The sequence below is a fragment of the Streptomyces sp. NPDC096132 genome (assembly GCF_044763345.1).
Lineage (GTDB): Bacteria > Actinomycetota > Actinomycetes > Streptomycetales > Streptomycetaceae > Streptomyces.
Window position 1 is genome coordinate 783,543 of the sequence record NZ_JBIWGA010000001.1, and the last position, 21,930, is coordinate 805,472.

Below are 21,930 nucleotides of genomic sequence, written 5' to 3' on the forward strand. Positions count from 1 at the left end.
CTCCACCCGCGTTACCTCAACCGATTAAGCCGAGAGCAGCGTGATATACGGCCTTCCGTGTGGCTGCCGCTCCGGGTGTCACACCCGGAACGCCCCGGGATGCGTCTGCTCCCGCACCGACACGTACTGCTGCCGCACCGCCTGTCCCACCGCCAGGTTCTCACCCGGGTCCAGGACCTGCGCCGCCGCCCCCTGCCAGACCGGCGGGGTGCGCGGATCGAGCTGGCCCTGCTTCACCCCGAGCGCCCAGGCGGCCTGCCGGGCCGCCCCGATCGCCGCGTAGTCCGCGGGCTGCGGTACGACGACCTGCGCGCCGAAGAGCGCGGGAGCCGCCGCCTGCACGGCCGCCAGCTCGGCCACCGCCCCCAGCAGGAAGATCCGCTGCACGCTCACCCCTCGCCCGCGCAGCACGTCGAGCGCGTCCGCGAGCCCGCACAGCATGCCCTCGAACGCGGCCCGCGCCAGATGCTCCGGCTTCATGGACTCCCGCCGCAGCCCCGCCAGCGTCCCGGCCGTGTGCGGCAGGTTCGGCGTCCGCTCGCCCTCCAGATAGGGCAGCAGCACCAGCCCGTGCGACCCCGGCGTCGACTTCATCGCCAGGTCGGACAGGCTCTCCAGATCGGGCAGCCCCAGCAGCTCGGCGGTGCCGCGCAGGGTCCGTACGGCGTTCAGGGTGGTGACGACCGGCAGGTGCATGCCCGTCGCGTCGGCGAGGGAGGTGATCATCCCGCTCTGGTCGACGAGCGCCTCGGGGTGGACGGCCATCACGGACCCGGACGCCCCGAGCGAGACGACCGCGTCGCCCATCCCGAGCCCGAGCCCCAGCGCCGCCGCCATGGTCTCGCCGGTGCCGGCCGAGATCAGCAGCCCCTCGGGTGTCGTACCCGCCGCGTCGGACGGCCCGATCACCTCGGGCAGCATCGCCTGGTGACCGAGCGCCAGCTCCACGAGGTCGGGCCGGTATCCGCCGGTGGCGGCGGACCAGTACCCGGTCCCGGACGCCCCGCCCCGGTCGGTGGTCCTTCTCACAGGCCGCCCGAGCAACTGCCACACCAGCCAGTCGTGGGCCTGCATCAGCACCGTGGTGCGCAGCGCGGCCTCCGGCTCGGTCTTGGCGAGCCACCTCAGCTTGGTCACCGGCTGAGCGGCCTGCGGCACACATCCCACGGCCTGCGCCCAGACCTCGCGGCCCCCGAGCGCGTCGATCAGATCGGCCGCCGCGACCTGGGCGCGCTTGTCCCCGCCGACCATCGCCGGCCGCACGGTGTTGCCCTGCGCGTCCAGCGGCACCACGGCGTTCTGCTGGGAGGACACCCCGATGGCCTGCACACCCTCGAGCAGCCCGCCGCCGGCCGCCTCTCCGAGGGAGAGCAGCCAGGCCTGCGGATCGACGTCGCTGGGCCGGCTGCCGCTGTCCGGTGTCTCCATCGGATGCGGCGCATAGCCCTGCCTGAGCACGGCTCCGGTGTCCCCGTCACAGACGACGATACGAGTGAAATCGGGCGAACTGTCCAGCCCGGCGACTATCCCCATACCGAAAATTCTGCCGCACGCTCCGCCGGGGTTGAGCCGCGTAGACCACAGGGGTGCGTGCGGTCTTTCGTGCGAGGGTGCGTCGTGGCTGGTCGCGCGGTGATCCCGCGTCTATGTGTTGCTGGTTCCCCAGTCGTCCTCGCCGCCGTTGTGGGCGCTGCGTTCGCGCAGGGAGCGGACCCTTCCGGCCACCGACTCGGGCATACGGTCGCCGACCTTGGTGCTCACCGCGTGGTACGCCCGGCCCGCGTACTGGCGGCCCTGCTGGGCGGCCGTCTCGGCGGTGTTGCGCACGGCCGGGTTCTGCGCGACCTGGCGCGCGGACTTCTTCAGCTGCTCGTAGCGCTCGCGCCCGGCGCGCGTGCCCAGCACGTAACCCACGGCCAGCCCGACGAGGAACGTCAGCTTGTAGCGCATGGCGGCCACCCTCTCCCTTGCGTAGGTCCCTGGCACGGCGTCGGCGCCGGGGGGAACCGATTGGCGGAGCACCCCCCTGCTTGCGCTAATGTATGTGTCGCAGCGAGCGCCCGCCCCCTGGCGAATACCCAGGTAGGTACGTTCGATGCAACGAGGCATTCCTCCGTAGCTCAATTGGCAGAGCAGCCGGCTGTTAACCGGCAGGTTACTGGTTCGAGTCCAGTCGGGGGAGCTCGGTCCTCCGTAGCTCAATTGGCAGAGCAGCCGGCTGTTAACCGGCAGGTTACTGGTTCGAGTCCAGTCGGGGGAGCATCGTGAACGAGGACCCCGGTGGGGTCCTTTTTCATGTCGGTTCCCGTCGGCCTCACACCGAGGGGAACCGCGCAGGCCGCAGCGTTGGTCTCCATGGTCGTGCAAGGTCGACCAGCCGAAGCGTGAGATCGTATGAGCGGCTATGCTGCGGCAGACGGCGCGCACACATGTACGCGACACGCCGCTATGGGGCGGTAGCTCAGCCGGTTAGAGCAGCGGACTCATAATCCGTCGGCCGTGGGTTCGAGTCCCACCCGCCCCACTGTGCAGGTCTGTGACCTGCGGAAACGTCTCAGCTGGCGTACGGATTCAGGACTTTGGGCCAACGGACTGTCGTCGGCTCGGGTTGTGGCGTGGTGCGCTGGTGGCGGAGGGACGGCAGGGCCAGGAGGGCGCCCCGGACGAGCACCGCGGCGACGGCGAGCAGGATGCCGCTGAAGCCGGGCCCGGTGAGAGCACCGGTGAGCTGCGGGCCCAGGCTGGCGCCGATGAACATGCTGCATCCGTAGAGGGCGACGGCCGCGCCGCGTGCGTGTGGCGCGCCTGCGTTGACGGTCTCGACGACGGCGGGTGCCGCTGCCGCGACGGCGGCCACGAACAGCAGCAGGGCGACGGCCAGCGGCACGGTGTGGCCGCCGAGGAAGGAGCCGGCGGCGACGGTGAGGGCGGCCAGGGCGAAGGCGAGGACCGCGCGCTGGGGCGCGAGGAGCCGTTGGAGCCGGGGGACGGCGACCAGGGCGGGCAGGGCGCCGGCCCGCAGGGCGAGGATCGCGGAGGAGTTGCCGGCGATATGCGGCGGTCCGGCGATGGCCACCGCCGTGTAGAGGGCGACGAAGGCCGACATCAGGGCGACGGTGGACAGGTACAGGGCGCCCAGTCGAGGCCGGCGCAGCAGCCGTGGCATCGCCGTGAATGCCCGAAGCAGCCCGCCGTCGGTGCAGTGGCGCGGGGCGGGCCGCAGCACTCGGCGCACCGGAAGCAGGCTCAGGGCCATCAGGGCGGCACTGATCCAGAAGACCGCGCGCCGGCCGAGCCCGGCCGATACGGCCTGAGCGCCGACCTGCATGACGACGGCAGCGGCGAGCATGCCGCTCGTGACACAGGTGAGGGCAGTGCCGCGGCGCTGCGGCCCGATGTGCTGGACGACGTAGGAGAGCGCGGAGGGTGCGAAGGCCGCGGCGGTGGACACCGTGGCGGCCATGAGCCCTGCGGTGATCACGGCGCGTGGTCCGTAGCGGTCGGGGAGCGGACCGGAGAGGAGGAATCCGACGGCGTAGGCGAAGCCGAACGCGGTCGCCGTTCAGGTGGCCTGTCCCGGTGTGGTGCCGAACGCGGTGGCCATGGGTGCAGCAGTTTGGTCGGGCCTGTTGCTCTTGGCTGTGTGCGCTGGGAACTCCAGAAGGGGCGTCCGGCAGCGGCCCGTGTGTTCGCGCGCGACGCGATCGGCCGATGGCACCGCCGGGGGCGACGGGTTCCCCCGGCCGGCCGGGGGACGATGAAGGGGGATGCTCAGGCAGTCGGGGTGTTCAGCACGTACTCGCGCGAGGCGTTGATCTCGGCGCGCAGGGCGGACAGGTCGACGTCGAGCACGTGGCCGTTCCACTTGCGGGGTTCGCCGTTGATGAGCACGGCGCTGATGTTGCGGGCGTCGGAGCCCAGGACGACGGTGCCGATCGGGTCGTTGAGCGGCATGTTGTTGAGGTCCTCGGCCTGGATGACCAGCAGGTCGGCCTTCTTGCCGGGGGTGAGCGAGCCGGTGACGGCGGCCAGGCCGTTGGTGCGGGCACCCTGGAGGGTGGCGAAGTCCAGGACGTCGTGGGTGGTGATGCGCCGGGGCTGCTGGTCGGTGCCGTAGGCGGCGTTGACGGCGCGCATCCGCTGGATGGCGTGCAGGGCCCGCATCTGCGTGAACATGTCGCTGGCCAGGGCTACTTCGACATCGATGCTCAGGCCGGGGCGGATGCCGACGGACAGGGCCTCGTCGACGGCGGGGATCGCGGTCTCCAGGCCGATCTGGGCGTCGGAGGTGGGGGCGAGCGCCACGGTGGTGCCGGTCTCCCCCATCGCCTTCCACGCCTCGGGGGTCAGTCCGGTGGCGTGGATGAGGGTGACGTCGGGGCTGAGGACGCCGTCCTTGGCCCAGCGCAGGACTGCCTCGGAGGAGGACGCGCCGAAGACGGCGTCCACGCTCACTCCGATGCCCAGGTCCTTGGCGACGCGGGCGAGTTCGGGACCGTAGGCGAGCGCCGGTCCGGCGATCTCGTCGGTGGCGAGCGTCGCCAGGCGCAGGGTCAGCAACTGGTCGTCGCTGCTGAAGTACTGGTCCTTGACGCGGGTCAGGTCGCCGGGCCACTGACGGTCCCAGTCGCCGAAGTGCGGGCCCATGGAGGCGTGTACGCCGCGGATGCCGGTGTCGCGGAGGGCCTCGATGGCGGCGTCGGAGTGCTCTCGGGTGCGGGAGTTGTGGGAGAAGTCGAGCATGGTCGTGATGCCGCTGTCGATCGCGGTGAGGGCGGCCAGTCTCGTCCCGACGTACATGTCCTCGGGCCGGTAGACCGTGGCGTAGCCGGCCAGGGTGGACATGACGTAGCCGCCGAGGTCGTCGACGTCCGGCATGATCCGGCGCAGCTGAGCCTCCCAGGCGTGCCGGTGGGTGTCGACGAAGCCGGGGCTGAGGATGGTGCCGGTGGCGTCGACGACCACGGCATCGCCCGCGGCGAGGTCACGGTCGACGGCGGTGATCGTGTCGCCCTCGACGAGGAGGTCGCCGCGTTCGATGACGCCGAGGTCGGGGTCCATGGTGACGATGGTCGCGCCGGTGAACAGGATGCGCCGCTGATCGGCGGGGCGGCGCCGGAGCTCTTCGAGCACGGCTGCGGCGGTGGTGTCGTTGACGTTCATCAGGGTCTTCTTTCCGTACGGCGGACAGGGCTGGAAGAAGGGGCCGTCCGCTGAGAGGTCTGGGAGGGGTGGGCCGCCGGGGGCGGCGAGGCTGCTCGAACACCAGCCTCGGCCCCGCCCGCCACGGCAACCAGGTCGCGGCTTCCCCAGGTGCCGTGCACCCAGGACCGGGACTGTGAGGGCGCCGACGGGCGCAGAGGTCAGCCCAGCTTCATGACGTGGCCGGCGTGGTGCAGTTCGTCGCCCTGGAAGGGGTTCGTCGCGCTGCGGAATCGGAACCAGGCCGCCGTGGCCTGTGTCGGCACCCTGATGTCGCCGCGCCGTTCCGCTCGCGATCGTGGGTGCGCCGCCCCCAGGAAGCCCGCACCGGGGGAGACGGCGGCCTGGTTCCCATCGACTGCCAGGCCAACCATGGGGCCATGACCAGCAATGACACGCCCCGCGACCCTCACCCGTACGTCGGGATGTGGGTGACCACGGACGGATTCATCCGCCAGGAACTGTTGCTGAACGGCCGCTATGACGAGGCCCGCGGAAACCGTCGGAGCGCCTATACCGGCCGCTACACCGTCACCGGCAGCCACATCGACTACGTCGACGACACCGGCTTCACCGCCACCGGCGACATCCGCGACGGCGTTCTCTTCCACGAGCACCTGGTGCTTTACCGCGAGGGCGACAAGCGCGCCCGGGACGGAGGCATCCCGTCGCGCGGCTGACGGACCCTCTCATACAAGATCGAACCACCGGGCGGGCGCGCCGGCGATGGGCGGTGATATCAGCTCTCGTAGGCCCGTTTCGTACGCGCGTCACATAGGAAGTCAGGTGTCGCTGAGAGCCCGGCCGGACTCTTCCCGCACCACCTGTGCGGATTCCCCTCGGCCGGCGCGGGAGCGGAGTTCGGCGAAGGCAGCCGCGGTGGCACTGGCCGGCTCGGCCTGGTAGACGACCAGCTGCTGGTGCGGGGCACCGTTGACGGTGAAGGCCGAGAACTGGATCTCCAGAGCGCCGACCTCGGGGTGTGCGAGGTTCTTCGCCTGCTGCGTCTTGCCCCTCACCTCGTGCCGTGCCCACAGCTCGGCGAATTCGGGGCTCTTCGCGCAGAGTGTGTCGACGACTTCGGTGATCCGCGGGGAATCGGGGTCGTATCCGTAGGCCGCGCGCAGTTCGGCCACGCACGAGTTCGCGGCCTTGTCCCGGTCCTGGTAGAAGGTACGCCCGGCCGGGTCCAGGAAGACCATGCGGGCCAGGTTGTCGAACCGCTGGAATCCGCTGTGCAGGGCCGCGGCGAGCGCGTTGTGCGCCAGAATGTCCAGGGCCGGTCCCAGGATGAAGGCGGGGGTGTCGGGCCAGTTGTCGATCAGCTGCAGAAGCTGGGGGCTGATCCTGTCGCGACCGGCGGGAACGCCACGGCGTTCCTGGGGCGCCCGGGTGAGTCTGCGCAGGTGGTCGTGGGCCTCGTCGTCGAGGCGGAGCGCGGCGGCGATCGCGTCGATCATCTGGGGCGACGGGCTGGTCTCCCGGCCCTGTTCCAGGCGCATGTAGTAGTCGGAGCTCACGCCCGCGAGCATGGCGACCTCCTCACGGCGCAGCCCCGGTACCCGCCTGCGCCCGTGCTCCGGCAGGCCGACGTCCTGCGGCTTGAGGGCTTCGCGCCGTGCTCTGAGGAAGTCTCCCAAAGGAGTGCCGTCGCTCATGACCCCAACCTAGTCGAGGGGCCCGCATCAGTCGGAGACGGCGCCCGTCGCCCTGTCCTGTGCGGGTACGGGGCCGGCACTGAGCGAGCCGAGCAGGGCGAGGGCGTCGGCGGAGGTGCTGCCCGGTTCGGCTGGTAGACGACGAGCTGCTGGGTGGGGGCACTGTTGACGGTGAAGGACTCGTAGCGCAGTTCGAGGTCGCCGACCTGGGCGTGGTGGAAGAGCTTGGCCTCGCGGGTCTTGCCGCGCACGTCGTGGCGCGCCCACAGGACGCGGAAGTCGGTGCTCTTCACGGACAGTTCGCCTACGAGCCGGCTCAGCCGAGGGTCCTCGAGGTCGATACCGGCCGCCCGCCGCAGTGTGGCCACGGTCGACTCGGCGGCCCGGGCCCAGTCACGGTGGAAGTGCCGCGCGGCCGGGTCCAGGAACGTCATCCGCAGCAGGTTGTCGGAGTGGGTGAAGCCGGCGTAGAGGGCGCTCGCGAGCCGGTTGCGGGCCAGGATGTCCAATGCGGGGCCCAGGACGAAGGCGGGCGTGTCGCTCCACGTGTCGAGGAGTCGCCGCAGGTGCGGGGCGACACGTTCGGCGCGCGGCGCGCGGCGCGTACGGCGGGTGCTCGGGGCGGCCACGCGATACAGGTGGGCCACCGCTTCGTCGTCCAGTCGCAGAGCTCGCGCCACGGCCTCGAGTATCTGCTGCGACGGGTGCCGTTCGCGGCCCTGTTCCAGACGCGTGTAGTAGTCGGAGCTCACCCCGGCGAGCGTGGCCACCTCCTCACGGCGCAGACCGGGCACCCTGCGACGACCGGAGGTAGGCAGGCCCACGTCTTCGGGGCGCAGTCGGGCACGCCGTGCGCGGAGGAAACCTCCCAGCGCGTTCTCGACGGCGGGGGCCTTGTCCGTGTCCATATGTCGAGGCCAGTGCTCCGCACTGCCTTGCGGTGAGGGCGAAGGGGTGCGCGCTTCACCCAGGAACCGCGCACCCTGGACAACCGCGACCCGCAGCTTCGGTGGGGCGGCAGGCGGCACGGTGCAGCGCGCCGGTCAGGGCCGGGGAGGACCGGACGAGGTCGCGGTGCGGCAGGGAGCGGCGTGACGACGCGGGAGCGGCGGTGCACGCCGTCCGGCATGGGGCACCAGGTGCAGTGGGCGTCGAGTGCTGCCTTCACGTGTTCAGGCGGAGCAGGACGCGGGCGAGGGCGGAGGTGTCGATGAGGTGGTCGGCGACGGTATATGTCTGCCGGGCTGGGCGAGCGGAGTCGCGCTGCCGCGGAAGGAGCGAAGACAGAGGGGTGCAGGCGCCCTTGCTGGACGAGGTCGCCGGGGCGCAGGTCGGTGCGGCGTACGAGGGCACGGATGCCCTTCTGCTCGGGCGGCGGACCCACGCAGCTCGGCCCGGATCTGGCCCGCGCGGTGCACGCATACTTGATGCATGGGGACTGTGACGGCGCTGTACCGCTATCCGGTGAAGTCGATGCTGGGCGAAGCCGTGATAGCCGTGGCGGTCACCGAAAGCGGGTTCTCCGGGGACCGGGGCTATGCCGTTCTCGACGAAACGGGCGCGGTGGGCAGCGCCAAGCACCCTCGCAAGTGGGGGCCGTTGCTGCGCTGCCGAAGCCGCCTCGACGACTCGGGGGCGGTGCGGGTCGTCCTGCCGGACGGGACCGCCCTTCCGGTGGAAGACCCTGAACTGGATGAGCGACTGTCCAAGTTGCTGGGGCGACAGGTGTTCCTCTCGGCCGCCGTACCGGAGCACAACAGACTCGAACGTGCCGTACCCGAGTACGAAGGCGGGGTCCCTGACGCGGTGCGGGAGTCGGCATCCGTCGATGCCGCGGGGGAGAACATCACGACGGGCAGCGTCGCCCCGGGCACGTTCTTCGACTTCGGGCAGGTCCATCTCGTCACCACGGCCTCCCTGGCCCGGATGCGAGAGGTGTATCCCGCCGGGGACTTCGACGCCCGCCGCTTCAGGCCCAACCTGGTCGTCGACACAGACGCGGGGCCGGGCTTTCCCGAGGACGCCTGGCCGGGATCACGGCTGCGCGTGGGAGAGGCGCTGTTCCGGGTCGTGGTGCCCACACCCCGCTGCGTGATCCCCACCCTCGGCCACGACGAACTCCCGCCGGATCCCGGCATCATGCGCGCGGTCGCCCGCGATCACCGCATTCCCGTGTTCGACCTGGGGCGGCTCTCGTGCCTCGGCGTGTACCTGAACGTGCTGGAAGCCGGGACAGTCCGTGTGGGCGACACGCTCACGTTGCAGAAGGCGGCCTGATCATGTGCCGCAGGCCATGAGCCCCTCGGTGCACGGGGTGAGGGAGTCGCAGGTCGGCCCATTACTGTCGGGGGCATGACGGCACCCTTTGCCGGCAGTGCTTTCGACTCGCTGCGCCTGGACGCCGTGCCCGACCAGGAGGCGCTGCGTCGGGTCTACGACCTCCCCAGCGACGCGGCCGTGCGTAAGCAGATGACCGAACTCACCGAGCAGACCCGGCGGTTGATCGGATGCTCATCGCTGGTCCTGGTCGCCAGCGCGGACGCCGAGGGCAACTGTGACGTTTCCCCGCGCGGCGGTCCCGCCGGGTTCGTCGCCGTCCTGGACGCACGGACGGTGGCGATACCGGACGCGACAGGCAACAAGCGTCTGGACACCCTGCAGAACGTCGTCGCCACCGGACGGGCCGGGCTGCTGTTCGTCATCCCGGGGCGCACCACGACGCTCAGGGTGAACGGCCGGGCCTGTGTCTCCACCCGCCCGGAGCTGCTGTCGCAGCTGACCGCCGTGGGCAGGCCGCCGGCCAGTGCGCTGGTGGTGGGGATCGAGGAGGTCTACCCGCACTGCCCCAAGTCGCTTCTGCGCAGTGGGGCCTGGAAGCCGGAGCAGTGGCTGCCGGCGGACGCCCAGCCGACCTCGGCCGAGGTGACGCCGGCCCGGCTGCGGATGCCGGAGCTGACGATCGCTGACATCGAGCGGGCGGAGGCGGATTCGCTGAAGTACCGGTACGAGTAGCGGGCCGATCAGCGATTGCCGAAGGCGTTGCACAGGTTCTTCTCCGACAAGGACGGTGACGGGTCCGTCCTCGACCATGAGCCGGCCGACGCGGATGTCGTCATCTCGCAGCCGTTCTGACCGGCGTACCTCACCGCGGAGCGCATCGCCGCCGCGAAGAACCTGAAGCGGTCCGGGGGTGATTCCGGACAGCCCTGGTTCCACCTGGGCATCGTGGGCACGCCGAACTCGGCTTGTGTGCGCCGGTGGAGGTCGCGCGGGGTCACATCCAGGGGTCGGGCCCGGGGTCGCCGCCCGTTGCCACGGTCGCGAGCCGGTCCACGTAATGGGCCCAGCCCTCCTTGTGCGCGGCGCACGCGTCCGCGGTGGGCAGGCCGCGATGGACCAGGCGCAGCAGAGTGCCGCCGTCGACCGGCTCCAGGATGATCTCCACCGTTGTCGATTCGGGCGGCAGGGTCATCCCGCCCTCGGCCCAGCCCCAGGTGAAGACCAGCCGCTTGGGCGGGTCGATCTCGACGAAACGGCCCTCGGCCACGTTGTCGCGATTGACGTTCGTCCGGTAGTGGCCTCCCGGCTCGAAGCTGAACTCGCCGTCCCTGCCCATCCAGGACAGCCATCTTTCCCGGTCGGTGAAGAAGGAGAACACCGTCTCGGGTCGTGCGGCGATGAGTCGTTCGACCGTCACCACGTCTGTCGTACTCAAAGGTCGCCCCTCAGGTGATCTCGGGCTGTCCGGCTTCTTCGGCCCGCTCGGCCGCCTCCGCCAGCTCGGCGAGTGTGTCGAGCTTGGCGGCCCACATGGACTGCAGATAGTCGGCGAGTGGTCCCATGGCTTCGCGGTCGGCCCGGTAGAAGCGTTTCTTGCCGTCCTGGCGCAGTGTGACCAGGCCGGAGTCCCTGAGCACCTTGAGGTGCTGCGAGACCGCCCCGAAGGTCACGTCGAATCGCTCCGCGATGTCGCCCGCGGACAGCTCCGTGTCCCAGACCAGGCGAAGGATCTCGCGCCGCCTGGGCTCGGCGACCACCCTTACCGCATCCATGGACATCATTTTAGCCGCCACTTGAATTTGGGGCCGAAGGCGTGTCATTTTAGTCATGGCTAAAGTGAGTATCGGGATCGCAAGGAGGAAGAGACTCATGAACACCAAGCACAACGCACTGCACCCCGCCATTCGGGAATGCGCCGCCGCGGTCGTCGCCACGGCCTCCGCCGTCCGCGGCGACCAGCTGGGCGACCGCACTCCGTGCGAGAAGTTCACCGTCGCCGAACTCCTCGACCACCTGGGCGCAACCCTGACCTCGTCCGCACGTGCCGCCCGCAAGGAACCGCGGGCCGGAGAGGGCGACGCCCTGACGATGTCGCCCGCTGCCGCTGCCGAGGCCGCCGAGCTGGCCGCGGCGGCCTGGGCCGACCCCGCGGCCTACGAGGGCACCACCGAGTTCGGGCCGGGAGAGATGCCGGCCGCCTTCGCGGCGACGATCACCCTGGAGGAACTCGCCCTGCACGGCTGGGACCTGGCCCGCGCCACCGGCCAGACCTTCCCGGTCGGCGAGGAGACCGCCGAGGTCGCCCTCGGCGTGGTCGAGCAGATCGCCGACCAGGCCAGGGCGAACGGCAGCTTCGGCCCGCCCGTACCCGTCGCCTCCGGCGCACCCGCCTTCCACCGCGCGCTCGGCATCAGCGGCAGGAACCCTGAATGGAGCCACTGACCACCCGCAGGACGTCATCCGGCAACCAGGACCGCACGAGGCGGACCGTGGCCGACACCGACACCCTCCCGGCGGTCCTTCCCCGAACGGGCGCACCTCCCGACCTCGGGGCGGGGAGCCCGAGGTCAGCTGTAGACGGTCAATTCCGCGATCGACCACCAGTTACTCGCGACATCGCGGGTATTGATGACCTTGATGTAGCGAGCTGTCCGGGTTGGGAAGGACAGCAGTTCGACTCGCTGGCCGTCTGTCATGGAAGAAACCTTGGTCCAGTCGGTTCCGTCCGAGGACACGTACACGTCCGCGCTTCGCGCGTAGTCGCCGATATTGCTGCCGGAATCCAGCAGAATCTTGTCGAACGTCTGCGTCTGCCCCATGTCCACTTGGATCCACAGGCCGTCGTACTGGCCCGTTCCGGAGCTGTAACGGGTGTCCGGATTGCCGTCCAGCATGTTTGCGGGGCCGTCGTCGTACGGACTTGTGTCCGAGGTCGTCGCGGTCCAGCCCGTCCGCGGCAGTGCGGGACCCAGGTCTATGACGTCGTACGAAGATCCACCCGCGTCTGCTCCGCCGGCGCCGTTCACCGAGACCTTGTACGTTCCCACGGAGAGTCCGCTCGGGACGTAGGCGCTGATGCTCGTGTCCGACCAGCTGTCTATCTCGGCATACGTCGATCCGAAACGGACCGTCCCCAGTCCCTGTGTGTCACCGAAATGTGATCCGCTGACGGTGAACTTGGAGCGCGGTATGCCCTGCTTCGGCTCCAGACCGCTTAGGGCCGGCGAGGGGAAGCTCGACAGCTTCTGGGTGGTGAACATCGCCGAGGTCCCGCTCGGGAGCGTATATGTGTACGTGCCGTCGGCGGACACCGGGAAACTCTGACTGGTGGCGGTCCCGTTGAATACCGCGACGACCTGCGACCCTTCCGAGCTGGTCCAGGTCTTCAGTTGGAGGCCCCTGGGTACTGCCGTCGGAGCCGCGATCGAGCCGGTTCCACTCGAAGACCCGTATACGTTGATTTCGCCGATGCTCCACCAGAAACCGGACGCCGCGGCACAGACGATGCGAATGTACCGTGCCGTCCGGGCCGGCAGCGTGACGGCTATCCTTCCGATGTTCCCGCTGCCGTTCGCGACGGCGCTGCCCCAGTCGGCCCCATCGTCCGAAACGTATATCTGGTACTTGGTGACGTAGTCGAAGGAGTTGTTCTCGCCGGTGGCGAAGACGATCTTGTTGAAGCTCGTGGAGCTCCCCAGATCGATCTGGAACCAGTCGCCGCTCGTCGTCCCGTGCCCGAGGTTCCACCGTGTGTTGATGTCGCCGTCGATCGCGTTCGAGGCCGCACCCCAGTCCGGACTCGCCGAGGCCGTCGCGGTCCAGTGACCACGGCTCAGTGACGTTCCGGGCGTCCGGATGGACGCTCCGATCGGCAGGGAGTACGTGAGCAGCTTGGTCCCGGTGCGGACGGTGTTCTGGTGGGGGAGCAGCGCCGGGTCGTACGTGACCGTGATCGGACCGGACGGCGACTTGAACGCGAAGTCGTGGGTCGGATCCGAGACGTTGGTCGCCGCGGGGGTGCCGCCGCTCCCTCGGGGCCCCGCATACGTGAACGTGACCGCGTCGCCGGAGTTCAAGGTGTAGTCGAAGGACTGCGATCCGTCCGCGACGCTGAACGTTTTCGCGGAGCTCCCCGAGTTGTACGCGATCAGGACCTTCGATCCGTCCGGGTTCTGGAAGGCGACGTTCTCTATGCTCCCTTCCCCGAAGGTGTTCGAGTAGATGCGGTGCGCTCCAGGCCTGACGAACCTGCTGACGTGAGCGAGTGCGTGGTAGTCCACGTTGTAGGACACCTGTCCGCTGGTCGGATCGATCGTGACCAGGCCCCGGCACATGGGTATGCCATTGGTGTCACTGTTGAGTGGACCTCTGTCGGGGTCGAGCGCGGTGTTCCACAACATCACGCCGTTCGCCCAATTGCGGGTGCCCTTGATGATCCACGTGCCGAGTGCGTCATGGAACGCCGTCCGGTCGTCACCCTGCCACACACCTCCGCTGGCTTCCGTGATGTAGGTTTCCTTGCTCGGATAGTCGTTGTGGACCAGAGTCTGGTAGGTCGGGTCACCGCTGTAGATGTGCCACCCGGTTCCCGCGGTGTACTGGGCGGCGGCGGGATCGCTGAAGATCGTCTCGGGATACGAGGGCACATCCCAGTTGTGGTCCCAGGCCAGGATCTTCGTGGGGATCCCGTTGGCCGCGAACGCCTGGCCGATCTCCTGGATCAACTGGGATTCCTGGTAAGCGGACAGGAACATGCCGGGCCAGCTGGGAGTTCCCATGGGTTCGTTCTGCGGCGAGATGTAGGAGACGGGGACCCCGGCTTTGTCGTAGGCCTTGACGATCTTCACGAAGTAGTCGGCCAGCGTGGAGGTGTACTCGCTCTTGAGGGTGCCTCCGATCATGGAGTCCGATGTCTTCATCCAGCCTGGCGGGCTCCATGGGTTGGCCATGATTCTGGCGGACGGGTTGAGTGAGAGAGCCTGCCGCAACACCGGAATGATGTAGGCCTCGTCATGCTTGACGGAGAAGTTGGACAGGGTCGGGTCCGTCTGTCCCGCCGGCATGTCGTCGTAGGAGTAGTTCCCGGACGCGTTGAAGTCCGTGGCGCCCATCGGAGAGCGGATCAGGCTGAGGCCGATGCCCTTCGAGGGGTCGTACAGCTTCTGCATCAGCTTCGTTCGATCAGCAGCGGACAGCTTGTTGATGAGCCAGGCGGAGGAGTCGGTCATGGCCGCCCCGAAGCCCTGGATCCTCTGGTACTTGACGCTGTCGTCGACCTTGACCGTGAGCGGGTTGTCCGTGGTCTTCGTTCGGAACAGCACATCGCTCTGGCCGGCGACCCACTCCTTGGCCGATACGTCGGTCAGCCAGACCTGCACAGAAGAACTGCGTGACGAGGTGGCGGCGGCAGCCTTGCCGGAAACCTGGGTCCAGGCGGCGGCGACGCCGATGGCGGTAGTGAGGAACTGACGTCGTCCAAGACCGTACGAGCTCATTGAAGATCCTCCTTCAGACCTGTTTGTTCAGTACTGCTCTGTGGCGGCGGGGGTCGGCGTCCTGACCATGAGAGGGCGCAGCTCCCACGCGTCGACCGTGTAGCCGAGGTGCGTACCCGGTGCGGTGCGGGCCTGAAGTCGCCACGGGTCCTGCCCTGTGGGGTAGAAACGCAGCGTGAGGGCCTGGCCGGTGGTGGTCAGGAAGATCTCGGCGATGGAGTGGTCGACGACCACGCGCACGTCGACGGGCCGACCGGTGGGGCAGGGCATCCGGTAGGAGCCGCCGTGGGCCCGGGAGTCCAGCGAGGCGTGGTCGCGGTCGACGACCAGTTCGCCCGCGTCGGCGTCGAGGCGGATGTCGAGGTATTCGGAGCCGTCCGGGGTGGTGAGCAGCCGTAGGCCGGCGTCTCCGGTGGGCTCCAGACGGGCCGTCAGGTCGAAGGCCCTGCCTACGCCGCCGAGGTTCACCGGCTGCGGGCCGTGCGTTTCGCCTGCGGCGTGGACGGTGTGTTCGCCGCGCAGGGCGAGGAGTTCGGCGGCCGGTTGCTGGCGCAGCGTTCCGGCGCCGTCGACATGGATCTCGCGGGGCAGGGTGAGGACGCCGGCCCATCCGTCCGCGACGGCCCAGGCTTCGTCGCGGGCTTCCCACGACCAGCCCCACAGCAGCCACCGGCCGGCGGGTGCGCGCAGCAGCGCGGGTGCGTAGCAGTCGGGGCCGTGGTCGAGGGGGACCGGTGAGCCGGCCTCGAAGTGGCCGTCGTGCTCCTCGCCGATCAGGGCCGCGACGCTCATGGGGCCGGTGGGTTCGGTCCATGCGCCGAAGACAAGGGCGCCGCGGCCGTCGACCGCCGGGAGGTACTGGGGGCATTCCCAGCCCTCGCCGGTGAGCTGCTCGGTGCCGCCGATGGGCTCCGGCCGGCGGGTGGCGAAGGGCCCTCGGTACGTCCAGTTCTCCAGGTCGGGCGAGTCGTAGAGGAGAGCGGCGGCGCGGCCGTCCGCGAGGGCGGCGCCGACCAGCATCCGCCAGCCGTCGCCGTCCTGCCAGACGTACGGGTCGCGGTACATGGTGCAGCCCTCGGGCCATGTCGGGAGGATCGTTTCTCCCCGCGGGCTGAAGGTCCTGCCGTCGTCGCGGGAGACGGCGCAGGTGACCGGCTGGTGCTGGAACGAGCGGTCCTCGCGGTGCGCGGAGTAGAAGGCGACCAGCCGGTCGCCGTCGGAGACGGCGTTGCCGGAGAAGCAGCCGTCGGCGTCCACGCCACCGGGCGTCGGGGACAGGGCGATCGGCAGCGGCTCCCAGCTCAGCAGGTCGGGGCTGCGGAAGTGACCCCAGTGGAGGTTCGCGTGGGTCGCTCCGTACGGGTTGTACTGGTAGGAGACGTGGTAGTGGCCGTCGTGGAAGACCAGCCCGTTGGGATCGTTGATCCAGTTGCGGGGCGGGCGCAGGTGCGCGACGGGAAAGTGCGGGTCGCGGGGTGGGGTGGACACACGCGTGCCTTTCGGTGTTGCGGGGGGTCCCGCCCAGCCGGGTCAGGTATCGGCTGGGCGGGAGCCTTCGAGCGGCCTCCGTATGGCCTTGAAGCGGCCTCCGTACGGCCTTCGAGCGGGGTTCAGGCCCGGATGCGGAATCCCGCGCTGAGCTGCTGCCGCCGCCGTGAGCTGGGGCCGACGCGGAGTGCGAACTCGCCGGGTTCGACCACTCGGCGGCCGTCGGCCGTGACCAGTGAGCAGTGCGCGGCAGGGATGCTGAGGGTGACCTCCAGGCTTTCGCCGGGAGGGACGACGACCTGGGTGAAGGCCTTCAGCTCCTGCTCGGCCCAGGTGACGCTGGTGGTCAGGTCGCTGACGTACGCCTGGACGGTTTCCAGGGCGGGCCGGCTTCCGCTGTTGGTGAGTCGTACGGTCGCGTGGAGGGTGCCGTCGGCGCAGACGTCGTCCTCGTGCACGGCGACGTCGGAGTAGGTGACGGTGGTGTAGCTCAGGCCCTCGCCGAACGCGAACAGGGGGTCCTGGGTGAGGTCCGCGTAGCGGTCACCGTGCTGGCCCCGCACCTGGTTGTAGAAGACCGGCTGCTGTCCGACGTGCCGTGCGAAGGAGACCGGGAGCCGGCCGCTGGGCTCGACGAGTCCGAGGAGGAGTTCGGCGATCGCGCGGCCGCCGCGCATGCCCGGGTTGAACGCCTCGATGAGTGCCGCCGCGTTCAGTGCCGAGTCGGGGAGGGTGCTCGGCTTGGACTGGAGCAGTACCACGATCATGGGCGTGCCGGTGGCTGCGACCGCGTCCAACAGCGCGATCTGGCCTCCCTGGAGGTCGAGGGTGGCCGTGGAGCGCACCTCGCCCGTCAGGGCGATGGTGTCCCCCACGACCACGACGGCGTAGTCGGCGGCCTCCGCCGCGTCGACTGCCTCCCGAAGCTGTGCCTCGTCGACCGGGGCGGGGGTGAAGACGGGCGGCTGTGGTTGTCCGTCGGGCCCGACGACCCACTCGTCGGGGTCGAACGCGGGGTTTTCGATGTCGGCTCCGCGGGCGTGCGTGACGGTCCAGTCGGCGGGGACGACGGCGCGGAGCCCGTCCAGCACCGTCTCCACCAACTCGCGTGGATGTCCTTCGGGCATCCACGGCACCTGGCCGGTGGCCCCAGCCCAGTCGCCGAGCATGGCCTGCGGGCTGTCGGCGTTGGGGCCGATGACCGCGATCGTCCGCGGAGTGCCCCGGCCCGCGGCGCGACCGGTTCCGTCCCCGGTCAGCCCGCCTTCGAGGGGCAGGATCCCCTCGTTGCGCAGCAGCACGAGGGAACGTCGGGCGGTCTCGAGGTTGAGGTCGGCGTGTGCGCGGCCGCCGATCACCCGCGCCTGCCGCTCGGGGTCGGGGGCACGGGGGTCCTCGAAGAGCCCGAGCTCGAACTTCAGCCGCAGGACCCGCCGTACCGCGTCATCGATCTGCTTCTCGTCGACCAGGCCGCGGGCGACCGCCTCCTGGGCGCCCTCGAAGAACGCCGGCGTGGCCATGATGAGGTCGTTCCCGGAGTTGACGGCGACCGCCGCCGCCTCGGTGTGGTCGGCGCAGGTCCGCTGGTCGTAGACCATCCGGCCGACGTTGTCCCAGTCGGTCACCAGCGTGCCGGTGAAGCCCCACTCGCCCTTGAGTACGTCGTTGATCAGCCACTCGTTCGCGGTGATGGGCACGCCGTCGATCGACTGGTAGCCCAGCATGAAGGCGCGACAGCCGGCCCGAGCCGCTCGCTCGAACGGGGGCAGGAACCACGAGCGCAGCTTGCGCGGGCTGAGCTCCGCTTCGCTGGCGTCGCGTCCGCCCAGGGTCTCGGAGTAGCCCGCGAAGTGCTTGGCGTACGCCAGCACGGCCGTCGGGTCGCCGAGGCCCTCACCCTGGTAGCCACGCACCATCGCCGCCCCCAGTTCACCGATCAGGAACGGGTCCTCGCCGAAGGTCTCGTTGATCCGGCCCCAGCGCAGGTCGCGGGTGATGCACAGCACCGGGGAGAACGTCCCGTGGATTCCGGTCGCCGCGATCTCGGTCGCGGACGCACGGGCGACCTGGTGGAGCAAGGAGGGATCCCAGGTGCAGGCCATGGTCAGCTGGGTCGGGAAGATCGTCGCCCCCGGCCAGAACGAGTGGCCGTGGATGCCGTCGTCGGCCGTCAGCAGCGGAATACCGAGCCGTGTCCGCCGGGCCAGTTCCATGGCCTGAGGCATCAGCGCGGGATGCACATGCAGCACCGACCCGGCCAGCTTGGCCGACACGATGTCCGCCAGGTCCCCGTGCTGGGCGTCGAGCATCAGCAACTGCCCGACCTTCTCCGCCAGGGTCATCCGGGACAGCAGGTCCTCGATTCTCGTTTCCACGGACGCGTCCGGATCCAGGTACGCGACAGAGCGGACCGGCTGTCCCACTGGGGTCTCCAAGTCATGAGTCGTTGCAGGTCAGGAGTTGTTTGGGGGTGGGCGACGGAGGTCACTTGAGGCCGGTGGTGGCGATCCCGGCGACGAAGTGGCGCTGGAAGAGGAGGAAGACGATCATCACCGGCAGCAGGACGACCACGGCGCCGGCGAGCAGGATGCCGAAGCGGGTGAAGGACTGTCCGCTGCTGGCCAGGGCGAGGCCGACGGGGAGGGTGTACTGGCTCTCGTTCTGGGCGACGACCAGAGGCCACAGGAAGTTGTTCCAGGAGCCGAGGAAGGTGATGATCCCGAGGGTGGCGAGGGCCGGTTTGGTCAGCGGCAGGATGATCTTCGCGAAGATGGCGAGTTCGCGGCAGCCGTCGACGCGGGCGGCGTCGATGAGTTCGTCGGGCAGGGTGGAGATGAACTGCCGCATCAGGAACACCCCCAACGGGGTGGCCAGGAACGGCAGGATCAGCCCGAGCAGGGAGCCGGTCAGCTTCATGTTGGCCACCAGGACGTACAGCGGTACGAAGGTGACCAGGCCGGGGACCATGAGGGTCGCGATGACCAGGGCGAACACGGCGCGTCGGCCGCGGAACTCCAGCTTGGCCAGGGCGTATCCCAGCATCGAGCAGAAGAGAAGGTTTCCGGCGGTGACGGCGAGGGCCACGATCACGGAGTTGGCGAACATGCTGGTGAAGTCGAGGCGGCTGAACAGTTCGCCGTAGTTGGAGGCCGTGGGCGCCGTGGGTATCAGGACGGGCGGGACCCTGCGGATGTCGGCCTCGGGCTTGAAGGAGCCGGACAGCATCCAGAGGAACGGCGCGATCATCAGCAGCAGGGCGCCGGCGAGCGGTACGTACAGCCAGGGCAGGCCCCAGGTCTGCCGGATGCGGCGGCGCCTCACGGCCTTGTCCGTGGCCGATGGCCCGGGGGTGGAAACGACTGTGGTCATGGGGCATCAGTCCTTGTCTCGCAGCATCCGGAACTGCAGGACGGTCAGCGCGACGATGAGGACGAAGATGACGTAGCCGGCGGCCGACGCCACGTCGTAGTTGCCGTTGCCGAACTGGTTGTAGGCGAACATCGTGGCCGAGAGGGTCGAGTCCAGCGGGCCGCCCTGGGTCATCACGAACGGCTCGTCGAAGAACTGCAGATAGCCGATGCCGGTGGTCACGGCGGTCAGCAGCAAGGCCGGGCGCAGCAGCGGGAACGTGACCCGCCAGAACCGCTGCCAGGCGCCGGCGCCGTCGAGTTCGGCTGCCTCCATCAGGGACTGCGGCACGGACTGCAGCCCGGCCAGCATGATGATCATGACAGTGCCGAGGTTGCGCCACACGGCCATCAGGATGATGACGGGCAGGGCGAAGCGGGTGTCCGCCAGCCAGGAGGGGCCGTCGACGCCGAACCAGCCCAGGACGGTGTTCACCAGGCCCGAGCGCGGTTCCAGGAGTGTCCTCCAGACCACGGCGACGGCCACGATGCTGGTGATCACCGGGAGGTAGAAGCCGACCCGGAAGACGGCCCGGAAGCGGCGGATGCCGCGGTCGAGGGCGACCGCCGCGGCGAGCCCGGCAGCCAGCGTCAGGGGCAGGCCGACCAGGACGAAGACGGCGGTGTTGCGCAGGGCGTGGCGGAACTGCTCGTCCTGGAAGAGCCGTACGTAGTTGTCGAGGCCGATGAACGACACGTTCAGTGGGGTGCGCAGATCGGCGCTCTTGGTGTCGGTCAGGCTCATCATCAGTGACCAGGCCACCGGCAGCAGCATGAAGGCCGCGAACAGGGCGAGGAACGGGGCGGCGAGGATCCAGGCGGCCCGTGCCTGCCTGCCGCGCGCCGAGCGCCGGAGCGCGAGGGGCCGGCGGTCGGCACTCCGCTCCGGCCCCGCGGTGCTCCGCTTGCCGGTGTGACTCTGCCTGGGGAGCGTTTTCGTGGACATGGATGTCATCCGTCCGTGGGGGGTGGTCACGCGGAGGCCGCTCAGCGGCCGGTGCCGATGCTGGTGGCCTTGGACTGCAGCGCCTTCTGCACCTCGGCGACGGTGGCCTTGCCGAGGGTCAGCTTCTCCAGTTCGGAGTCGATGGCGTCGGCGATCTGCTGCCAGGTCGTGATGGCGGGCGGCGCCTTGCTGACCTCGAGCTGCTCGGCGAACGCCTTCATGTTCTCGTCCTCGGTCAGCTTCCCCGCCGACCACGCCTGGGGCGAAGGGGGCAGGATGCCGCTGGCCTTGGCATAGGCGGCGAGGTTGGCGGGCTCGGTCAGGAACTGGGCGAACTTCCATGCCGCGTCGGGGTTCTTGGCGTCCTTGAACACCGCCAGGTCGCTGCCGCCGGCGAACCCGGCGGCCTGCTTGCTGTACGGCACCGGCATGGTCTTCCACTTGCCGTCCAGCTCCGGGGCGTCCTTGTGGAGGCTGCCGCCGGCCCAGCCGGCCTCCTGGTAGGTCGCGATCAGCCCGTCCCGGAAGAGCTGCATGTTGTCCGCCTTGTCGGTCGGCGCCATGCCCTGCTTCGGAACGCTCGCGTAGTACTCCAGCGCCTTGGCGACCTCGGGCGAGTCGAACGTGAACTTCCCGGTCGCGGCGTCGTAGATGTCACCGCCCTGCTGCCAGACCATCGGCACCCAGAAGAGCCAGGAGTTGAAGCCCATCACCAGGCCGGTGGCATAGCGCAGCTTCGGGTTCTCCTTGCCGGCGGTGGCCTGGATGGCCTTGAGGTCCTTCAGGTATCCGTCCCGGTCGCCGGCCGGAGCGCCCTTGATGCCGGCCTTCGTGGTGAGATCGGTGCGGTAGTAGACCGCGGAGGTGTCGGCGATGAACGGGACGCCGTAGGACGTGTCCTTGTACTTGGTGGTGTCCCACTGGCCGGGGTAGAAGCTCGAGGACTTGATCGACGTCGGGGTGGCCTGGAAGGCGTTCATGGCGGCCATCTCGGCCATCCAGGTGGTTCCGACCACTGACATGTCCGGTGTGTTGCCGCCGGCGACCGCGGTGGTCAGCTTGTCGTGGGCGGCGTCCCAGGGCACCGCCGTGATCTGGACCGTGACGTCGGGGTTCTGCTCCTCGAACTTCTTGGCCAGGGTCTCGAGGTTCTTGTCGGTGTCGCCCATGGACCACATGACGACCTTGCCCGTGGCCTTGCCGCCGGCGATCTTCGCGGGGGCGTCCTTGCCGGACCCGGAGTCGGCGCTCCGGCCGCAGCCGGTGGCCACCAGGGCCGCCGTGACGGTGACGCACAGGAGCTGGACGGTTCTGACGGTGTGACGGGTAGGGGTACGCATGGTGCAACTCCTTGCCGTTGGGGCGCTACGGGCGCGAGGGGTGGAGGCCGGCAAGCGGGCGGCCTTCCGCATGAGTCGGCCCACGTGTGGGGGCCGCCTGCGGTGACAGTGGTG

The 21,930-nt window shown here is 69.5% G+C and carries 20 protein-coding genes, 3 tRNA genes and 1 pseudogene; 8 read left to right on the forward strand and 16 right to left on the reverse strand.

Translation table 11 applies throughout. The features are described from left to right. Nucleotides 1-78 precede the first annotated feature (78 nt). Together ACIRF9_RS03320 and ACIRF9_RS03325 are read right to left on the reverse strand one after the other, a co-directional pair. On the reverse strand, nt 79-1,533 hold the full coding sequence (locus ACIRF9_RS03320; RefSeq protein WP_403815485.1) for an FGGY family carbohydrate kinase: 1,455 nt from the start codon (nt 1,531-1,533) through the stop codon (nt 79-81). 111 nt (nt 1,534-1,644) lie between these two features. Then, the gene (locus ACIRF9_RS03325; RefSeq protein WP_403815488.1) at nt 1,645-1,950 is read right to left on the reverse strand and encodes a YtxH domain-containing protein; all 306 of its coding nucleotides are present in this window, start codon (nt 1,948-1,950) and stop codon (nt 1,645-1,647) included. 159 nt (nt 1,951-2,109) lie between these two features. On the opposite strand from ACIRF9_RS03325, the gene ACIRF9_RS03330 reads away from it, so the two are divergent. From ACIRF9_RS03330 to ACIRF9_RS03340, 3 genes are all read left to right on the forward strand, one after another. Next, nucleotides 2,110-2,182 (forward strand) — tRNA-Asn (locus tag ACIRF9_RS03330). 5 nt (nt 2,183-2,187) lie between these two features. Beyond that, nucleotides 2,188-2,260: transfer RNA gene (locus ACIRF9_RS03335), tRNA-Asn, on the forward strand. Nucleotides 2,261-2,450: 190 nt separating this feature from the next. Continuing rightward, nucleotides 2,451-2,524, forward strand: a tRNA-Ile gene (locus tag ACIRF9_RS03340). Between the two features lie 30 nt (nt 2,525-2,554). Here the strand turns inward: ACIRF9_RS03340 and ACIRF9_RS03345 are convergent. The 3 genes from ACIRF9_RS03345 to ACIRF9_RS03355 form a co-directional block, all read right to left on the reverse strand. Next, complete coding sequence (locus ACIRF9_RS03345) at nt 2,555-3,481, reverse strand: MFS transporter (protein WP_403815491.1); 927 nt, start codon at nt 3,479-3,481, stop codon at nt 2,555-2,557. A gap of 290 nt (nt 3,482-3,771) precedes the next feature. Further along, nucleotides 3,772-5,163 (reverse strand): amidohydrolase family protein, encoded by a 1,392-nt coding sequence (locus ACIRF9_RS03350; protein ID WP_403815494.1) that lies wholly within the window; start codon nt 5,161-5,163, stop codon nt 3,772-3,774. Nucleotides 5,164-5,363: 200 nt separating this feature from the next. Continuing rightward, on the reverse strand, nt 5,364-5,576 hold the full coding sequence (locus ACIRF9_RS03355; RefSeq protein ID WP_403815496.1) for a hypothetical protein: 213 nt from the start codon (nt 5,574-5,576) through the stop codon (nt 5,364-5,366). Nucleotides 5,577-5,582: 6 nt separating this feature from the next. Here ACIRF9_RS03355 and ACIRF9_RS03360 point away from each other — a divergent pair, with 6 nt between their 5' ends. Next, the gene (locus tag ACIRF9_RS03360; protein WP_403815499.1) at nt 5,583-5,882 is read left to right on the forward strand and encodes an Atu4866 domain-containing protein; all 300 of its coding nucleotides are present in this window, start codon (nt 5,583-5,585) and stop codon (nt 5,880-5,882) included. 102 nt (nt 5,883-5,984) lie between these two features. Here ACIRF9_RS03360 and ACIRF9_RS03365 read toward each other — a convergent pair whose 3' ends face one another. From ACIRF9_RS03365 to ACIRF9_RS03375, 3 genes and pseudogenes are all read right to left on the reverse strand, one after another. After that, nucleotides 5,985-6,860 (reverse strand): helix-turn-helix transcriptional regulator, encoded by an 876-nt coding sequence (locus ACIRF9_RS03365; RefSeq protein ID WP_403815502.1) that lies wholly within the window; start codon nt 6,858-6,860, stop codon nt 5,985-5,987. A gap of 27 nt (nt 6,861-6,887) precedes the next feature. Then, a pseudogene (locus ACIRF9_RS03370) lies at nt 6,888-7,768 on the reverse strand (helix-turn-helix transcriptional regulator). 256 nt (nt 7,769-8,024) lie between these two features. Next, entirely contained in the window at nt 8,025-8,213 is a 189-nt protein-coding gene (locus tag ACIRF9_RS03375; protein WP_403815504.1) for a hypothetical protein, read from the reverse strand. A 78-nt stretch (nt 8,214-8,291) separates the two neighbouring features. Between ACIRF9_RS03375 and ACIRF9_RS03380 the strand changes: the two genes are divergently transcribed. Both ACIRF9_RS03380 and ACIRF9_RS03385 read left to right on the forward strand, forming a co-directional pair. Continuing rightward, the gene (locus ACIRF9_RS03380; RefSeq protein WP_403815507.1) at nt 8,292-9,137 is read left to right on the forward strand and encodes an MOSC domain-containing protein; all 846 of its coding nucleotides are present in this window, start codon (nt 8,292-8,294) and stop codon (nt 9,135-9,137) included. A gap of 75 nt (nt 9,138-9,212) precedes the next feature. Beyond that, complete coding sequence (locus ACIRF9_RS03385; RefSeq protein WP_403815510.1) at nt 9,213-9,872, forward strand: MSMEG_1061 family FMN-dependent PPOX-type flavoprotein; 660 nt, start codon at nt 9,213-9,215, stop codon at nt 9,870-9,872. A gap of 262 nt (nt 9,873-10,134) precedes the next feature. Here the strand turns inward: ACIRF9_RS03385 and ACIRF9_RS03390 are convergent, their stop codons facing one another. Beyond that, nucleotides 10,135-10,575, reverse strand: coding sequence for an SRPBCC domain-containing protein (locus ACIRF9_RS03390; RefSeq protein ID WP_403815512.1), 441 nt, complete (start codon nt 10,573-10,575; stop codon nt 10,135-10,137). 10 nt (nt 10,576-10,585) lie between these two features. Next, entirely contained in the window at nt 10,586-10,912 is a 327-nt protein-coding gene (locus ACIRF9_RS03395; RefSeq protein ID WP_403815515.1) for an ArsR/SmtB family transcription factor, read from the reverse strand. 97 nt (nt 10,913-11,009) lie between these two features. Between ACIRF9_RS03395 and ACIRF9_RS03400 the strand changes: the two genes are divergently transcribed. Continuing rightward, nucleotides 11,010-11,582 carry a TIGR03086 family metal-binding protein gene (locus ACIRF9_RS03400; RefSeq protein ID WP_403815518.1) on the forward strand — a complete coding sequence of 191 codons (573 nt, stop codon included), beginning with the start codon at nt 11,010-11,012 and terminating at the stop codon, nt 11,580-11,582. A 125-nt stretch (nt 11,583-11,707) separates the two neighbouring features. Here the strand turns inward: ACIRF9_RS03400 and ACIRF9_RS03405 are convergent, their stop codons facing one another. Continuing rightward, nucleotides 11,708-14,368, reverse strand: a complete 2,661-nt coding sequence (locus tag ACIRF9_RS03405) for a discoidin domain-containing protein (protein WP_403816110.1) — start codon at nt 14,366-14,368, stop codon at nt 11,708-11,710. Here ACIRF9_RS03405 and ACIRF9_RS03410 point away from each other — a divergent pair. After that, nucleotides 14,277-14,609, forward strand: coding sequence for a hypothetical protein (locus ACIRF9_RS03410; protein WP_403816144.1), 333 nt, complete (start codon nt 14,277-14,279; stop codon nt 14,607-14,609). The genes ACIRF9_RS03405 and ACIRF9_RS03410 overlap by 92 nt on opposite strands. A gap of 53 nt (nt 14,610-14,662) precedes the next feature. Here ACIRF9_RS03410 and ACIRF9_RS03415 read toward each other — a convergent pair whose 3' ends face one another. The 5 genes from ACIRF9_RS03415 to ACIRF9_RS03435 form a co-directional block, all read right to left on the reverse strand. Beyond that, entirely contained in the window at nt 14,663-16,123 is a 1,461-nt protein-coding gene (locus ACIRF9_RS03415) for a glycoside hydrolase family 32 protein (protein WP_403815521.1), read from the reverse strand. Between the two features lie 122 nt (nt 16,124-16,245). After that, nucleotides 16,246-18,546, reverse strand: a complete 2,301-nt coding sequence (locus tag ACIRF9_RS03420; protein ID WP_403815524.1) for a glycoside hydrolase family 3 N-terminal domain-containing protein — start codon at nt 18,544-18,546, stop codon at nt 16,246-16,248. 61 nt (nt 18,547-18,607) lie between these two features. Beyond that, entirely contained in the window at nt 18,608-19,492 is an 885-nt protein-coding gene (locus ACIRF9_RS03425) for a carbohydrate ABC transporter permease (RefSeq protein ID WP_403815527.1), read from the reverse strand. A 6-nt stretch (nt 19,493-19,498) separates the two neighbouring features. Then, nucleotides 19,499-20,485 carry a carbohydrate ABC transporter permease gene (locus ACIRF9_RS03430; RefSeq protein WP_403815530.1) on the reverse strand — a complete coding sequence of 329 codons (987 nt, stop codon included), beginning with the start codon at nt 20,483-20,485 and terminating at the stop codon, nt 19,499-19,501. Nucleotides 20,486-20,517: 32 nt separating this feature from the next. After that, nucleotides 20,518-21,816 (reverse strand): extracellular solute-binding protein, encoded by a 1,299-nt coding sequence (locus ACIRF9_RS03435; protein WP_403815533.1) that lies wholly within the window; start codon nt 21,814-21,816, stop codon nt 20,518-20,520. Nucleotides 21,817-21,930 lie beyond the last annotated feature (114 nt).

Bases quoted from the DNA above. Each gene is read 5' to 3' on its own strand.
- ACIRF9_RS03320 (WP_403815485.1), bottom strand. From the start codon at position 1,533: ATGGGGATAGTCGCCGGGCTGGACAGTTCGCCCGATTTCACTCGTATC.
- ACIRF9_RS03325 (WP_403815488.1), bottom strand. From the start codon at position 1,950: ATGCGCTACAAGCTGACGTTCCTCGTCGGGCTGGCCGTGGGTTACGTG.
- ACIRF9_RS03350 (WP_403815494.1), bottom strand. From the start codon at position 5,163: ATGAACGTCAACGACACCACCGCCGCAGCCGTGCTCGAAGAGCTCCGG.
- ACIRF9_RS03355 (WP_403815496.1), bottom strand. From the start codon at position 5,576: ATGGTTGGCCTGGCAGTCGATGGGAACCAGGCCGCCGTCTCCCCCGGT.
- ACIRF9_RS03360 (WP_403815499.1), top strand. From the start codon at position 5,583: ATGACCAGCAATGACACGCCCCGCGACCCTCACCCGTACGTCGGGATG.
- ACIRF9_RS03365 (WP_403815502.1), bottom strand. From the start codon at position 6,860: ATGAGCGACGGCACTCCTTTGGGAGACTTCCTCAGAGCACGGCGCGAA.
- ACIRF9_RS03380 (WP_403815507.1), top strand. From the start codon at position 8,292: ATGGGGACTGTGACGGCGCTGTACCGCTATCCGGTGAAGTCGATGCTG.
- ACIRF9_RS03385 (WP_403815510.1), top strand. From the start codon at position 9,213: ATGACGGCACCCTTTGCCGGCAGTGCTTTCGACTCGCTGCGCCTGGAC.
- ACIRF9_RS03395 (WP_403815515.1), bottom strand. From the start codon at position 10,912: ATGGATGCGGTAAGGGTGGTCGCCGAGCCCAGGCGGCGCGAGATCCTT.
- ACIRF9_RS03400 (WP_403815518.1), top strand. From the start codon at position 11,010: ATGAACACCAAGCACAACGCACTGCACCCCGCCATTCGGGAATGCGCC.
- ACIRF9_RS03410 (WP_403816144.1), top strand. From the start codon at position 14,277: ATGCCCTTCGAGGGGTCGTACAGCTTCTGCATCAGCTTCGTTCGATCA.
- ACIRF9_RS03405 (WP_403816110.1), bottom strand. From the start codon at position 14,368: ATGACCGACTCCTCCGCCTGGCTCATCAACAAGCTGTCCGCTGCTGAT.
- ACIRF9_RS03425 (WP_403815527.1), bottom strand. From the start codon at position 19,492: ATGACCACAGTCGTTTCCACCCCCGGGCCATCGGCCACGGACAAGGCC.
- ACIRF9_RS03430 (WP_403815530.1), bottom strand. From the start codon at position 20,485: ATGACATCCATGTCCACGAAAACGCTCCCCAGGCAGAGTCACACCGGC.
- ACIRF9_RS03435 (WP_403815533.1), bottom strand. From the start codon at position 21,816: ATGCGTACCCCTACCCGTCACACCGTCAGAACCGTCCAGCTCCTGTGC.